Raw genomic sequence first — 13,498 nt, forward strand, 5'->3', positions numbered from 1 at the left:
GTAGCCAGCCGCGGCGTCACCGCCGTTACGGGACGGAAAAGCGCGGGTCAGTCCATGCCACGGCGTCCCGGTGTCCAGAACGGGTGGGTGACGACGTTGCGGCGCGGCCAGCCGCGTTCCTCGACCAGATGCCGGCGCGCACTCTGGATCGCGCGGGCCTCACCGGCCAGGTAGGCGACGCCGGGCTCGGCCGGCAGCGGCAGGTCGGCGAGCGCGGCCGGCAGCCGTGGCGAGTCGGCGGCTGGCGCGCCCTCGCGGTAGACGAAGGTCAGCTCGTCGCGTCGCGGCAGCGGCAGCGCGTCGCCCGGGGTGTCGTGCTCGACCGCTCCGAACACGGGCGCCGTCGCGGGCAGGGCCCGCAGGATCGCGCCGAAGGCGACCGCCGCGGTGTCATCCCCGGCGAACACGTGGTACGGCGCGTCGGGCTGGGCCACGAGGTGCCCCTCCGGGCCCTTGACCAGGACGCCGCGGCCGGCGGCGGCCTCGCGGGCCCACCGGGCGCCGGGGCCGTCGCCGCCGTGGTCGTAGACGGCCAGGTCGAGCCGGCCGTCGGGGGCGTAGTCCCACACCGAGTAGGTGCGCTTGAGGTCCCGCGGGCTGCGCAGCCAGGAGCCGGGCACCGAAGGGTCGGCGAGCACGACGCTCACGTGCTGGCCGGGCGTCCAGTCCAGCCCGGCCAGGGCGTCGCCGGTCAGCGTGATCCGGCGGGTGCGGGCGGCCAGCTGCTCGACGGCCGCCACCTGCGCCCGGTGTAGCACGCGGGCCAGCGGGTTGCGCGACGAGCGGGCGGGCCGCGCCGTCGGGGCGGGGGTTGTCGCGTCCATGACTCCTCCGGAGGTACGGATCCTGCTAGCTAGCTATACGATAGCTATCGATCGAGTCGGTCCGTGCGGGGGTTGCCCGCATCCAGGGCCGCTTCGCACGGAAACCTCAGGAGGCCGGGATGACCCCGTCCGAACCGACCAGGGCCGTCTACGTCCGGATGCCGGACAAGCTCGCGCAGAAGCTCGACAAGGCCGCGGAGCGCTTCGGCGTCAGCAAGCGCGACCTGCTCGCCACGCTGGTCTCCGACCATCTCGACATCGAGGGCGACGAGATCGTCTTCCGTCCGCACGGCCGGGACGGCAACAGCCAGGGCAGGCACGAGGGCGCGCCTCGGCCCCCGCGCCCGGGTGACCTGTGGCGCAAGCGTTCCGGCGCCGACGACCAGGACGCCGACGCGGCCGGGCCGAAGGTGCGGATGAGCAAGGCCGCGGCGCCCGAACCGGAGGCGCCCGCCGCGCCGGTGAGCGAGGTGCTGACGCTCGAGGAGGCCGCGGAGCTGGTGCGCGTCCCCGTCGACGACCTACGCGCGCTGGTCGAGTCCGGCGAGCTTCCCGCTCGTCGCATCGGCGAGTCCTGGCGTCTCACCCGCACCGCGGTCCTCGCCTGGCTGGCCGGCCCCGGCCCGGCCCCGGCCGGCTGACCCGGCCGCCGGTCCGTGCGTCAGCGCAGCAGGATCGCGACGAGTCCGGTGACGCACAGAGCGGTCGTCAGGGCGGCCGTGACCGCCAGGGCGCGGTGGTCCTCGGGGGAGCGCTCACGGCGGATCGCGGCCACGGTCGAGCGGTAGCGCACCTGGGCCCGGCCGACGAGCAGGGCCGTCACGACCAGGGCGATCAGCCCGGGGACGACCAGCGGCGTCCGGCCGTCGAGGGCGGCGTGCAGCAGCAGGGCGCCGTTGGCGGCGAAGCCGAGGCCGGTGCGCTGCCAGGCCAGATAGGTGCGCTCGCTCTGCATCCCGGAGTCGAGGACCTCGGTGGGGTGCTCCAGCCGGTCGGTCATCGGCGGCCTCGGGCCACGTCGACCAGGATGAACACCATGGCGCTGATCATGACGGCGGAGATGCCCAGGCCGACCAGGCGGGGCAGCAGCGACGGGGGCAGCGGCGCGCCCTCGCGGATCGCGCGCTCCCGGCGCTCCCAACGGGTGTAGCTGGTCGCGGCGATCAGGATCGCCAGCACGATCAGCGCGATCCCGAGGATGTGACGGGCCCAGCCGATCGAGAAGCTCGGCACGATCTGCACGACCGCGATCCCACCGGCCAACAGCGCCAGCGCGGTGCGGATCCAGGCCAGAAAGGTGCGTTCGTTCGCCAGGCTGAACCGATAGTCCGGGTCGGTGCCGACGGTGTGCACGGGCGGCTTCCTGCCGCCGGTCTGTCCGGCGAGCCGCCGCAGCCAGTCCACGGCGTCAACCTAGCGGGGTCGCTTCGGGCCCGCCTTGGCGAACTTTCCACGTCGGCCAGGTGGGATTTCGGGCATCGCGCCAGGTTCCAGCCTCCAGGACGGTGCCGCGGAACTGGGGCGGCTACAGCCAGGCGGGGTCGGTGTCGAGGGTGGTGCGGTCGAGGCTCGCGAGCAGGTCGAGCTGGGGCGCGGTCCTCGGCAGCTCGTACCGGTAGAAGAAGCGGGCGGCCGCGCGCTTGCCGTCGTAGAACGGCCCCTGCCTGCCGGCGGCGGCGAGCGCCTGCTCCAGCCAGAGCCAGGCGATCACGGTGTGGCCGACCGCCTCGAGGTAGACGCTCGCGTTGGCCAGCGTGACGTCGGGGTCGCCCGTGCCCCACAGCTTCGCCGTGACCTCCACGATGCGCTCGACGGTCGCGCCGAGCTGGCCGGCGAGCTCGGCGAGCTCGCCGCCCGCGGCCGTCGCCGTGGACACGGTCGCGTTCACCGCCTCGGCCAGCGCGGCCAGTCCCGCGCCGCCCCGCAGCGCCACCTTGCGTCCCAGCAGGTCCAGGCCCTGAATGCCGTGCGTGCCCTCGTGGATCGGGTTCAGCCGGTTGTCGCGGAAGTGCAGCTCGACGTCGTACTCACGGGTGTAGCCGTAGCCGCCGTGGATCTGGATCGCGAGGTTGTTGGCCTCCAGGCACCACTGCGACGGCCAGCTCTTCACGATCGGGGTGAGCGTGTCCAGCAGCAGGTGGGCCCGGTCGCGCTCCTCGGCGGTCGGCGCGGTCCGCTCGTCGTCCAGCAGCTTCCCGGCGTAGAGGACCAGCGCGAGCGCCCCCTCCACGTACGACTTCTGCGCGAGCAGCATCCGCCGCACGTCCGCGTGCTCGATGATGGGGATCTGCGGGGCGCGGGCGTCCTTGCCGGCCGGCGGGCGGCCCTGCGGGCGCTCCTTGGCGTACTTCAGCGACTTCAGGTAGCCGGTGTAGCCGAGCGCCATCGCGCCCGCGCCGACCTTGATCCTGGCCTCGTTCATCATCGTGAACATGTACGAGAGGCCCTGGTGCGGCTGGCCGACCAGGTAGCCGATCGCGCCCGGCTCGCCGCCGGGGGTGTACTTGCCCTCGCCGAAGTTCAGCAGCGTGTTGGTGGTGCCGCGGTAGCCCATCTTGTGGTTCAGGCCGGCGAGGACGACGTCGTTGCGCTCGCCGACGGAGCCGTCCGTGTTCACCAGGAACTTCGGGACGACGAACAGGCTGATGCCCTTGACGCCCGCCGGGCCGCCGGGGATCTTCGCCAGCACCAGATGGACGATGTTCTCGCCCAGCTCGTGCTCGCCGGCCGAGATCCACATCTTGTTGCCGAAGACCCGGTAGCTGCCGTCCGGGCGTGGCTCGGCCCTGGTGATGATGTCCGACAGCGACGACCCGGCCTGCGGCTCCGACAGGCACATCGTGCCGTGGAAGCGGCCGTCGAGCTGCGGGCGGACGTAGGCGTCGACCTGCTCGGGGCTGCCGTGCGCGAGCAGCAGGTTCGAGTTGCCGATCGTCAGGAACGGATAGCTGAACGTCGAGACGTTGGCCGCCATCAGCCACGAGAAGCAGGCGTCCGCGACCACCACGGGCAGCTGCGCGCCGCCGACCTCGGCATCCATCGTGGCGGCGATCAGCCCGGTCTTCGCGAACACGTCGACGGCCGCCCCGATCTCGGGGATCAGGTGCACCCGCTCGCCGTCGAACGTCGGCTCGTTGAGGTCCGAGCGGCGCAGGTGCGGGTAGAAGTGCTCGGTCGCGACCTGCTCGGCGAGGTCGAGGAGCGCGTCGAACGTCTCCCGGTCGTGCTCGGCGAACCGTTCCCGCGCCGTCAGCGCCGTCACGTCGAGCCACTCGTACAGCAGGAAGTCCAGATCCCGCCGCGAGAAGATCACAGACTCGGCACTGCCACCTGGCGGCATGGACAACCCCTCGCGGCACTCGAAGACGGCCCGGACAACCGGTCGGCCGGCCCAGCGCTCGGCCGTGGCCGCCGCCCGGGCTCGATTTTATCCAGTATCCAATGACCTGCCCCGCTGCCGCGACCGCTGGGCTAGGGCCTGACCTCGACCGTTCTGATCGTCCGCCAGGACACGACGACCTGGCCGCCGCCGTCGAGGGGGAGTGCCGTCACCTCGCTCTGGGCGATCCAGCCCTGGATCGTCTGGGTCAGCGCGGCGAGCTGTGCCTTCCAGGGCTCGGCGCTGTCCAGCAGGCCGCTGATGTCGATCCGGTGCTCGATCGTGCCGTCGATGATGAGGGAGACGCCCACGGTTGCCACGGCCTCAGCCTGCCAGGACCGCGCCGAGGCGGCGGCGGGTTTCGGGCTCGCCCAGGGCCTGGGTGACCAGGTGGAACGCGGGGCTGCGGTTCGAGCCGGTCAGCAGGACGCGGAAGACCTGCGCGGCCTCCTTGGTCGAGCCGACGAAGGCGTCCTTGTCGGCCTTGTACTCCTTCGGGCTACCGGCGAACCTGTTCGCGACGGCGGCGGCCCGGATCTGGGCGAACCACTCGTCGCTGTCGTTGACGTGCCGGTAGTCGCGCAGGAAGTCCTCGCACAGCGCGCGGACCACCTCCGCCGGCAGGCCGCCGAGCCGAGGGTCGGCCGGGTCGGTGACCGGCTCGAACAGCGCCGCGAAGAAGTAGCCGTAGACCGACCGGAAATCCGACCACTTGCGCAGGTCCTTGCGGGGGTTCTCGACGCCGGTCCGCTCGATGTCCAGGGCACGCAGCGCGACCCCCGGCTCGGCGCGGACCGCCGCCGCGAGCTCCGTGTCGTGGACGTCGGCCCAGCCGAGCACCTCGTCCACGATCGTCTGGCCGGACAGGGTCGCGATGTGGTCGGCCGCGATGTCCTCCAGCTTGACCAGGTCGACCAGGGCGCCGGAGACGCCGGCCTCCGAGAGGCGCAGCGGCTCGGCGAGCGCCTGGTCCATCGGCAGCGCGGCCAGCCGGCCGTTGATCAGTCCGCGCAGGTAGTAGAGGACGGCGTCCGCCGGGTAGCCGGCGGCGATGTAGAACTCGACCGACGCCTCCGGGTCCTTGCGCTTGGACAGCTTCCGCTTGCCCGACCCGTCCCCCTTGAGCAGCGGCGCGATGTGCGCGTACGGGATCCGCTCGAAGCCGGCCGCGTCGAACAGCTGCAGGTGCAGGGGCACCGACGACAGCCACTCGTCGGCGCGGATCACGTGGGTGACCCGCATCAGGTGGTCGTCGACGGCGTGCGCGAAGTGGTAGGTCGGCAGCCGCAGCGGGCTGTCGGAGGACTTCAGCAGGACGACGTCGTTGCGGTTCGCGTCCGCGGTGATCTCGCCGCGGATCAGGTCGGTGTAGGTGACCCTGGAGCCGCCGGGGGAGCGGAACCGGACGACGTAGGGCCGGCCCGCGGCGAGCGCCTCCCGGACCCGCTCGTCCGGGGCGTCGCGCCACAGCGCCCACCGGGCGTAGTACCCGGTCGGCACCTTCGCGGCCCGCTGCTGCTCGGCCGACGCGGCCAGTTCCTCCTTGGTGGCGAAGCACAGGTACGCCCGGCCGTCCCGCAGGAACTCGCGGGCGTACGAGAGGTAGATCTCGGCCCGCTCGGACTGGGTGTACGGGCCGTAGGCGCCCTTCTCCGGCGTCTCGTCGGCGTGGACCCCGAAGTAGGTGAACGCCGCGTCGAACTGCAGGAGCGCGCCCTCGACGGTCCTGGCCTGGTCGGTGTCCTCGACCCGGATGAGGTAGACGCCACCGGAGTGCCGGGCGAGGTCCTTGTCGAGCATCGCCACGTAGACGCCGCCGAGGTGGGCGGCGCCGGTCGGGCTCGGCGAGAACCGGGTGACCATCGCGCCCGCCGGCAGGTCCCGGGGCGGGTAGCGCTGCTCCCAGTACTCCGGGCCGGGCAGATCGCCGTCCGGCCGGTCCGCGGAAGTCGGTCCGGCGGGGACCCGGGGGAACAGGGCGTCGATCTCGTCCCGCTCAAGCATGACGGGTCGTCCTTCCAGGGGCCGTTTGTCGTCCGGGCGTGTTCGGGATCGTTCTCGTCCGAACCCGCCGGGTCCCCGCCGAGCGACCTATCGGCCCGCGTCGGCGCTGAACGTTCGGATGGGTGGGGCTCGGCGGATCAGTCCTGGCCACCGCGGACCCGTGTCGATGTTAGTACGCGGCGCCGCGGCCCCGGCGCCCCGCGCGTCCGGGCCGCGCCCGGCCGGGTGCTCGGGCGGCGGCCGCGGTCGTGGACCGCCTCGGCTCACCCTGCCCACACGGCACTTTTGGTGGTCCGCCGACCGCCGTGGCCTGGCCGGTCACGAGCGTGCCGATGTCCGTGTCCGACCGATCGGTCCAACTCCGCCGAGGACCCTCGTAAACTGCCCCTTTGTGACCTCGCCGCGCCGGACAATCGGGCCGGACCACCTTCCGGCCCACCCGCTGGTACCCCCACAGCGGCCAGCCCTGCGCGCGCTGCCCACGCACCCCGAGGTCGACCTCCCGCGCACCCAGGAGGGCCCACAGCCGCAGCGGCTGTTGACCACCCTGCTCGGTGACTACTGGTACGGCCGGCGCGAGCACCTGCCCTCCGCCGCCCTCGTCGCGCTGCTGGGCGACTTCGGCGTGACCACCGTCGGCGCCCGCGCCGCGCTGTCCCGGCTGGCCCGGCGCGGCGTCCTCGAGTCCTCCAAGGTCGGCCGCCACACCTACTACGGGCTGACCGCGGCGGCGTCCGAGGTCGTCCTGGAGAACGTGCACCGGCTGCGGTCCTTCGGCGAGCGGCACGAGCCGTGGGACGGCCGGTGGACCGTCGCCGCCTTCTCACTGCCCGAGGACCTGCGCGACGTCCGGCACACCGTGCGCAGCCGGCTGCGCTGGCTCGGGTTCGCCCCGCTCTACGACGGCATGTGGGTCAGCCCCCGCCCGGTCGCGGAGCCCGCCCGCCGGGTGTTCGCCGAACTGGGGGTGCTGGCGTCCACCGTGCTGACCACGACCGTCGACGCCCGCCGCAGCGACCCGCGCCCGCCGATGGCCGCCTGGGACCTCTCCGAGCTCCGTGGGCAGTACGAGGAGTTCGTCGCGACCACCAGCCCGTTGCGGGACCAGGTCCGGGCCGGCGGGGTCGCCGGCGCGCCGGCGCTGGTGGCCAGGACCGCGCTGCTCAACGCCTGGTGGCGCTTCCCGAGCCTCGACCCGGACCTCCCACTCGACCTGCTGCCCGAGCGCTGGCCGCGCCGTGGCGCCCGCGAGCTGTTCGCCGAGACCTACGACGCGTTGGGCCCGCTGGCCGTCGAGCGGTTCCGCGCGGTCGTCGGCGAGTCGGCGCCAGAGCTGGCCGGGCTGGCCGGCTACCAGCGTTCCGAGGGCTCCGCCGGCGGCCCATCCGCCCGACGCTAGGGGCGCGGCACCGGTCATGATCGCCGCTTGAGCCCTGAGGTGGTCGTGAAAACGTCCTTGCCACGACCGCCCCAGGGCCAAATCCGCGATCAAGGCGACGCGAGCGCGCCCAGCCACGTGGACCTCGCCCTGATGGCGACGCAGGTTGCCGGCACCGCCGGGTGACCGCCGCCGTACGGTTGGTGGGTGAGCCTGTTCGACACGGTTGCTCCCTTCCCCGACGCCTCGCCAGGCGGCGTGCCGGGAGCCGGCCCCACCGCGCCTGCCGGGGCCGGCGGCGGCGCACCGGCGGGCCAGGCCGCCGGGTCCCGCCCGGCCGGGCAGCCGGGCGGGCCGCTCCCGCTTCCCGGGCCGACAGGTCCGCTCGCCGACCGGCTGCGCCCGCGCGGGCTCGACGAGCTCGTCGGCCAGCGCCACCTGCTCGGCCCCGGCAGCCCGCTGCGCCGGCTCGTCGAGGGCGGCGGGACGACCTCGGTCGTGCTGTGGGGACCGCCGGGCACCGGGAAGACGACGCTCGCGCACATCGTGTCGCGCGCGACCGGCCGGCGGTTCCGTGAGCTCTCGGCGGTGACAGCGGGCGTCAAGGACGTCCGGGCGGTGATCGACGAGGCGCGCGACGCGCTGTCGAGCAGCCGGTCGAACCAGTCGCGCCGGATGGTCCGCGAGCCCGGCCTGTTCAGCGACGCGGCGCAGGCACCCGGCGGGGAGGTGCCGGTCGACCTGAGGACCGTGCTGTTCATCGACGAGGTGCACCGGTTCACCCGGACCCAGCAGGACGCGCTGCTGCCGGCCGTCGAGCGGGGCTGGATCACACTGGTCGCCGCGACGACGGAGAACCCGTCGTTCTCGGTCGTGGCCCCGCTGCTGTCGCGCTCGCTGCTGTTCACGCTCACGCCGCTGACCGACGACGACATCCGCGCCCTCGTCCGCCGGGCCCTGGTCGACCCGCGCGGCTACGGCGGCCGGGTCCGGATCGCCGACGACGCCCTGGAGCACCTGGTCCGGCTGGCCGGCGGCGACGCGCGCCGCGCGCTCACGGCGCTGGAGGCGAGCGCCGAGGCCGCTCTCGCGGTCGCGCCGACCGCCGTGCCGACCGCGGCACCCACGCTGGCCACGACGCCGACGCCGCCCGCGCAGGCGGCCGGCGAGGGCGGCTCGCCGGGCGAGGCCGAGCTGGGCCCGGCCGTCGCCGGGGCGGCAACCGACACCGCGGCGCCGCCTGCCACCTCGCCGGCCGTGAACCCGGCGCCGACCGATCCGACCACGGACGATCCGGCCACAGCGGACCCGACGGCGGCCGATCTGGTGACGACCGACCCGGCCGTCGACGGCGCGGCTCCCGAGTCGCGGGCGCAGGCGCCGACGGCGGCGGTGGACCTCGCCCTGCTGGAGCAGTCGATCAACCGCGCGGCCGTCCGGTACGACCGGGACGGCGACCAGCACTACGACGTCGTCAGTGCCTTCATCAAGTCGATGCGCGGCGGCGACGCCGACGCCTCGCTGCACTACCTGGCCCGGATGATCGAGGCGGGCGAGGACCCGCGCTTCATCGCCCGCCGGATGATCATTCTGGCCAGCGAGGACATCGGCATGGCCGACCCGGGCGCGCTCGGCGTCGCCGTCTCGGCCGCGCAGGCGCTGGAGCTGATCGGCCTGCCCGAGGCCCGGCTCGCCCTCGCCCAGGCTGTGATTCACCTCGCGCTGGCCCCGAAGTCCAACGCGGTGATCCGGGCGATGGACGCGGCGACCGCGGACGTCCGCGCCGGGAAGGCCGGGCCCGTTCCGCGCCACCTGCGCGACGCGCACTACCAGGGCGCCCGCCGGCTCGGCCACGGCGACGGGTACCGCTACCCGCACGACTATCCCGAGGGTGTGGCCCGCCAGCAGTACCCGCCGGACGAGCTGGTCGGCGTCGACTACTACCGGCCGGGTGACCTCGGCTTCGAGCGCAGGGCCGCCGCCCGGGCGGCCGAACTGCGCGCCGTGCTCCGCTCCCCGACGCCCGCCGACGCCCCGCGTGACCCCCTTGACGCGGCTCGCGGGGAGGGGTCCTGACACGACCTGGTCTGCGGGCCATGCCGTGCTGGGGCCCGTCCGGTCGGTAAGGTCCTCTCACGACCGGTGTTCGCGGTCCGGGCAGAACCGGGCGGTGACCTTCGGGCACGACACCGACCGGTCCGACACCGGCCGGTCGGGTACCGGCCGACCCAGCATTGGAGGCGCGTGACGATGTCCGCTGGCGCGATGGCCGGCCTGATCGCGTCGGGTGCCTTCGCGGTGCTCGTGCTGTTCGGCTGCTACGCCCTCTACAAGCTGGGCAAGATCTTCGACGAGACCGCCGCCCGGGTTCGCCAGACCGGCATCGCCATCGACGAGGGCACCGCGCGGGTCCGCCAGGCCGGCGCGACCGTCGACGAGGTCAACGTCGCGCTCGCGCACGTGAACAAGGAGCTCGACCGGATCGACGCGATCACGGAGAACGTCCAGACGATCACCACCAACGTGTCGTCGATGTCGTCGCTGTTCGCCGCGACCATCGGCGGGCCGATCGTGCGGGTCGCGGCCTTCTCCTACGGCGTCCGCCAGGCGGCCTCCAAGCGGGCCAGGGCCGAGGTCAGCTCCCGGGTCGAGGCCGAGATCAAGGCCGAGAAGACGGCGGCCAAGAGGTCGCGCCGCGCCGCGACGGCGCCGGCGCAGCCGACCGGCACCGACGTCGACGAGCCGGTCCGGGGCCGCTAGATGCCGCGCCGACTGTTCTACGTCACCTTCGGCGCGGTCGCCGGGGTCCTCGCCGTGCGCCAGGCGGCGAAGGCCGCCTCCGCGCTGGCCCCGGGCAGCGTCGCCGGCTCGCTGGTCGCGTCGGTCCAGGAGTTCGTGGCCGACGTCCGCGCGTTCATGGCCGAGCGGGAGGACGAGATCCGCGAGGCGCTCGGCCTGTACGAGGCCGACGAGGACGGGCCGAGCGCCGAGCTCCCCGCCACCGTGTCCGAGGACACCGTCCGCCTGGAGCGGCTGCGCCAGCGCTAGCCCGAAACGCCTTGGAGCCGCGGCCCCCGGCGGCGGTACCGTTGCGGTGGCCGGCCGGGCGCGCTGCGCGCCGAACCTCACGTACTAAGTTGGACGGCGTCACCCCGGCGACCCGTCTGTCCGGTCGGTCGCCGCCAGCGCCCGCCGCACCGTGTCCGCCGCAACCAATGCCCGCTGCAACCTCGACCCTGGACGACGTGAGAAACCGATGGAAACGGCTGAGATCCGCCGGCGCTTTCTGAACCATTTCGAGCAGCGCGGCCACCTGGTGGTGCCGAGCGCGTCGCTGATCGCTGAGGATCCGACGCTGCTGCTGGTCAACGCGGGCATGGTGCCCTTCAAGCCGTACTTCCTCGGTGACCTGACCCCGCCCGCGCCCCGGGCGACCAGCGTGCAGAAGTGCGTCCGGACCGTCGACATCGACAACGTCGGCCAGACCGCGCGGCACGCGTCGTTCTTCCAGATGTGCGGCAACTTCTCCTTCGGCGACTACTTCAAGGCCGAGGTCATCCCCTGGGCCTTCGAGCTGCTGACCGAGGGCTACGGCTTCAAGCCCGACGACCTGTGGGCGACGGTCTACCTCGACGACGACGAGGCCGAGGAGATCTGGAAGGGCCTCCTTCCCGCGGAGCGCATCCAGCGCCGCGGGAAGGAGGACAACTACTGGTCGATGGGCGTGCCTGGCCCGTGCGGCCCGTGTAGCGAGATCTACTTCGACCGCGGCCCGGCGTACGGCCGCGACGGCGGGCCCGAGGCGGACGAGAACCGCTACCTCGAGGTCTGGAACCTCGTCTTCATGCAGTTCGAGCGGGGCGAGGGCGCCGGCTACGAGTTCCCGATCCTCGGCGACCTGCCGGCGAAGAGCATCGACACCGGCATGGGCCTGGAGCGGATGGCGACCCTGCTGCAGGGCGTCGAGAACCTCTACGAGATCGACATCTCCCGCCCGGTGCTCGACCGCGCCGGCGAGCTGACCGGCAAGACCTACGGCGCCCAGCACGGCGACGACGTCCGGCTGCGCGTGATCGCCGACCACACCCGCACCGCCGCGATGCTCATCGCCGACGGCGTCGTGCCCTCGAACGAGGGCCGCGGCTACGTGCTGCGCCGGATGCTGCGCCGCGCGGTCCGCAACGTCCGGCTGCTCGGCGGCCGCGAGCCGGTGATGGAGAACCTGTTCGGCGTCGTCCAGTCGGCGATGGGCCCGATCTACCCGGAGCTGGTCGACCGGGCCGCGGCGATCACGGCCGTCGCGGTCGGCGAGGAGCTGGCCTTCCTGGAGACGCTGCGCACCGGCACCACGATCTTCGATGTCGCGGTCGGCAAGGCGAAGTCCACCGGCGCGGCCCAGCTGGCCGGCGAGGAGGCCTTCCAGCTGCACGACACCTACGGCTTCCCGATCGACCTGACGCTGGAGATGGCGGCCGAGCAGGGCCTGACCGTCGACGAGCCGGGCTTCCGCCGGCTGATGGACCGCCAGCGCGAGCTCGCGAAGGCCGACCGGGCGTCCCGTCGGATCGGCAACGTCGACCTGTCGGTGTTCCGCCCGATCCTGGCGCGGTCCGGCCCGACCAGCTTCACCGGCTACACCGAGCTGACCCGCACCGCGACCGTCGTCGGCCTCGTCTCGGCCGCGACCGGGCTGGGCGTGCCGGCGGCCGGCGAGGGCGAGGACGTCGGCGTCGTCATCGACTCGACGCCGTTCTACGCCGAGTCCGGCGGCCAGGAGGCCGACCTGGGCCGGTTCGTCTTCGACGGCGGCGAAGTCGAGATCATCGACGTGCAGAAGCCGATCCCGGACCTGGTGCTGCACCGCGGCAAGGTGGTGCGCGGCGAGATCCGCCTGGGCGCCGAGGTCGAGGTCACCGTCGACGCGGACCGCCGGCGCGCGGTGTCCCGCTCGCACACCGCCACCCACCTGGTCCACACGGCGTTCCGCCGGGCGCTCGGCGAGTCCGCCACGCAGGCCGGCTCGCTGAACTCGCCGGGCCGGCTGCGGTTCGACTTCCACGCGCTCGGCTCGATCCCGGCGGCGGTGCTCGCCGACGTCGAGGACGAGGTCAACGAGGTGGCGCTGCGAGACCTCGACGTCACCGCGTTCGTGACCTCGCAGGACGAGGCCCGCCGGATCGGCGCGATGGCGCTGTTCGGCGAGAAGTACGGCGAGCGGGTCCGCGTCGTCGACGTCGGTGACTACTCCCGCGAGCTGTGCGGCGGCACCCACGTCGCCCGCTCGGCCCAGCTCGGCGCGGTCAAGCTGCTGTCGGAGTCGTCGATCTCGGCCGGAACGCGGCGCGTCGAGGGCCTCGTCGGGCTGGACGCGTTCCGTTACCTGGCCCGTGAGCACCTGCTGGTCTCGCAGCTGTCCGGGCTGCTCAAGGTCCGCGCCGACGAGCTGCCCGACCGGGTCTCCGACATCGTCACCAGGCTGCGCGACGCCGAGCGGGAGCTGGAGCGGGTCCGTGGTGAGGCGGTCCTGGCCGGCGCCGCGGGCCTGGCGAACAGCGCCGTCGACGTGGGCGGGGTCGCGCTGGTCGCCGCTGAGGCGCCGAACGGGACCTCCCCCGACGACCTGCGCAAGCTCGTGCTCGACGTCCGCGGCCGGCTCATCGACCGCCCGGCGATCGTCGCCGCCGCCAGCGCGGGCGGCGAGCGGGCGTTCCTCGTCGTGGCCACCACCGAGGGCTCGCGCGGTCGTGGGCTGAAGGCCGGCGACCTGGTGAAGGCCGCGAGCGCCGAGCTCGGCGGCAGCGGCGGCGGCAAGCCGGACGTCGCGCAGGGCGGCGGCTCCGACATCACCGGCGTCGGCCGGGCGCTGGCCAAGGTCCGCGACCTGGTCGCCGCGTCGACCGGCTCCTAGCCGGG

General features: G+C 73.6%; 12 protein-coding genes. 6 read left to right on the forward strand and 6 right to left on the reverse strand.

Going from position 1 to position 13,498, the window contains the following annotated elements; all coding sequences use genetic code 11:
* Positions 1-47 precede the first annotated feature (47 nt).
* Positions 48-824, reverse strand: coding sequence for a siderophore-interacting protein (locus FRAEUI1C_RS08190; protein ID WP_013422829.1), 777 nt, complete (start codon positions 822-824; stop codon positions 48-50).
* A 119-nt stretch (positions 825-943) separates the two neighbouring features.
* Here FRAEUI1C_RS08190 and FRAEUI1C_RS08195 point away from each other — a divergent pair, with 119 nt between their 5' ends.
* The gene (locus FRAEUI1C_RS08195; protein WP_013422830.1) at positions 944-1,465 is read left to right on the forward strand and encodes a helix-turn-helix domain-containing protein; all 522 of its coding nucleotides are present in this window, start codon (positions 944-946) and stop codon (positions 1,463-1,465) included.
* A 20-nt stretch (positions 1,466-1,485) separates the two neighbouring features.
* On the opposite strand, the gene FRAEUI1C_RS08200 is transcribed toward FRAEUI1C_RS08195, so the two are convergent.
* The 5 genes from FRAEUI1C_RS08200 to FRAEUI1C_RS08220 all read right to left on the reverse strand — a co-directional run bounded on the left by FRAEUI1C_RS08200 (position 1,486) and on the right by FRAEUI1C_RS08220 (position 6,207).
* The gene (locus tag FRAEUI1C_RS08200; protein WP_013422831.1) at positions 1,486-1,824 is read right to left on the reverse strand and encodes a DUF202 domain-containing protein; all 339 of its coding nucleotides are present in this window, start codon (positions 1,822-1,824) and stop codon (positions 1,486-1,488) included.
* Positions 1,821-2,228 (reverse strand): YidH family protein, encoded by a 408-nt coding sequence (locus FRAEUI1C_RS08205; RefSeq protein WP_013422832.1) that lies wholly within the window; start codon positions 2,226-2,228, stop codon positions 1,821-1,823. The genes FRAEUI1C_RS08200 and FRAEUI1C_RS08205 overlap by 4 nt, the downstream gene beginning before the upstream one ends.
* A 121-nt stretch (positions 2,229-2,349) precedes the next feature.
* Positions 2,350-4,137, reverse strand: coding sequence for an acyl-CoA dehydrogenase (locus tag FRAEUI1C_RS08210; RefSeq protein WP_232425343.1), 1,788 nt, complete (start codon positions 4,135-4,137; stop codon positions 2,350-2,352).
* 158 nt (positions 4,138-4,295) lie between these two features.
* Positions 4,296-4,523: a hypothetical protein gene (locus FRAEUI1C_RS08215; RefSeq protein WP_013422834.1), complete on the reverse strand. Its 228-nt coding sequence runs from the start codon at positions 4,521-4,523 to the stop codon at positions 4,296-4,298.
* 4 nt (positions 4,524-4,527) lie between these two features.
* Positions 4,528-6,207: a glutamate--tRNA ligase gene (locus FRAEUI1C_RS08220; RefSeq protein WP_013422835.1), complete on the reverse strand. Its 1,680-nt coding sequence runs from the start codon at positions 6,205-6,207 to the stop codon at positions 4,528-4,530.
* 391 nt (positions 6,208-6,598) lie between these two features.
* Between FRAEUI1C_RS08220 and FRAEUI1C_RS08225 the strand changes: the two genes are divergently transcribed.
* From FRAEUI1C_RS08225 to alaS, 5 genes are all read left to right on the forward strand, one after another.
* Positions 6,599-7,606: a PaaX family transcriptional regulator gene (locus tag FRAEUI1C_RS08225; protein WP_013422836.1), complete on the forward strand. Its 1,008-nt coding sequence runs from the start codon at positions 6,599-6,601 to the stop codon at positions 7,604-7,606.
* 186 nt (positions 7,607-7,792) lie between these two features.
* Positions 7,793-9,661 carry a replication-associated recombination protein A gene (locus tag FRAEUI1C_RS38150; protein ID WP_013422837.1) on the forward strand — a complete coding sequence of 623 codons (1,869 nt, stop codon included), beginning with the start codon at positions 7,793-7,795 and terminating at the stop codon, positions 9,659-9,661.
* A gap of 174 nt (positions 9,662-9,835) precedes the next feature.
* A complete protein-coding gene (locus tag FRAEUI1C_RS08235; RefSeq protein WP_013422838.1) occupies positions 9,836-10,345 on the forward strand; it encodes a DUF948 domain-containing protein in 510 nt (169 codons plus the stop codon).
* Positions 10,346-10,633 carry a hypothetical protein gene (locus FRAEUI1C_RS08240; RefSeq protein ID WP_013422839.1) on the forward strand — a complete coding sequence of 96 codons (288 nt, stop codon included), beginning with the start codon at positions 10,346-10,348 and terminating at the stop codon, positions 10,631-10,633. It begins immediately after the preceding gene.
* Between the two features lie 208 nt (positions 10,634-10,841).
* Positions 10,842-13,493: an alanine--tRNA ligase gene (alaS, locus tag FRAEUI1C_RS08245; protein ID WP_013422840.1), complete on the forward strand. Its 2,652-nt coding sequence runs from the start codon at positions 10,842-10,844 to the stop codon at positions 13,491-13,493.
* The last annotated feature ends 5 nt before the right edge of the window (positions 13,494-13,498 follow it).

Source organism: Pseudofrankia inefficax, from assembly GCF_000166135.1.
Classification (GTDB): domain Bacteria; phylum Actinomycetota; class Actinomycetes; order Frankiales; family Frankiaceae; genus Pseudofrankia; species Pseudofrankia inefficax.

Coding starts and splice junctions, on each gene's coding strand:
- alaS (WP_013422840.1), top strand. CDS start 10,842: ATGGAAACGGCTGAGATCCGCCGGCGCTTTCTGAACCATTTCGAGCAG.
- FRAEUI1C_RS08195 (WP_013422830.1), top strand. CDS start 944: ATGACCCCGTCCGAACCGACCAGGGCCGTCTACGTCCGGATGCCGGAC.
- FRAEUI1C_RS08240 (WP_013422839.1), top strand. CDS start 10,346: ATGCCGCGCCGACTGTTCTACGTCACCTTCGGCGCGGTCGCCGGGGTC.
- FRAEUI1C_RS08200 (WP_013422831.1), bottom strand. CDS start 1,824: ATGACCGACCGGCTGGAGCACCCCACCGAGGTCCTCGACTCCGGGATG.
- FRAEUI1C_RS08235 (WP_013422838.1), top strand. CDS start 9,836: ATGTCCGCTGGCGCGATGGCCGGCCTGATCGCGTCGGGTGCCTTCGCG.
- FRAEUI1C_RS08220 (WP_013422835.1), bottom strand. CDS start 6,207: ATGCTTGAGCGGGACGAGATCGACGCCCTGTTCCCCCGGGTCCCCGCC.
- FRAEUI1C_RS08190 (WP_013422829.1), bottom strand. CDS start 824: ATGGACGCGACAACCCCCGCCCCGACGGCGCGGCCCGCCCGCTCGTCG.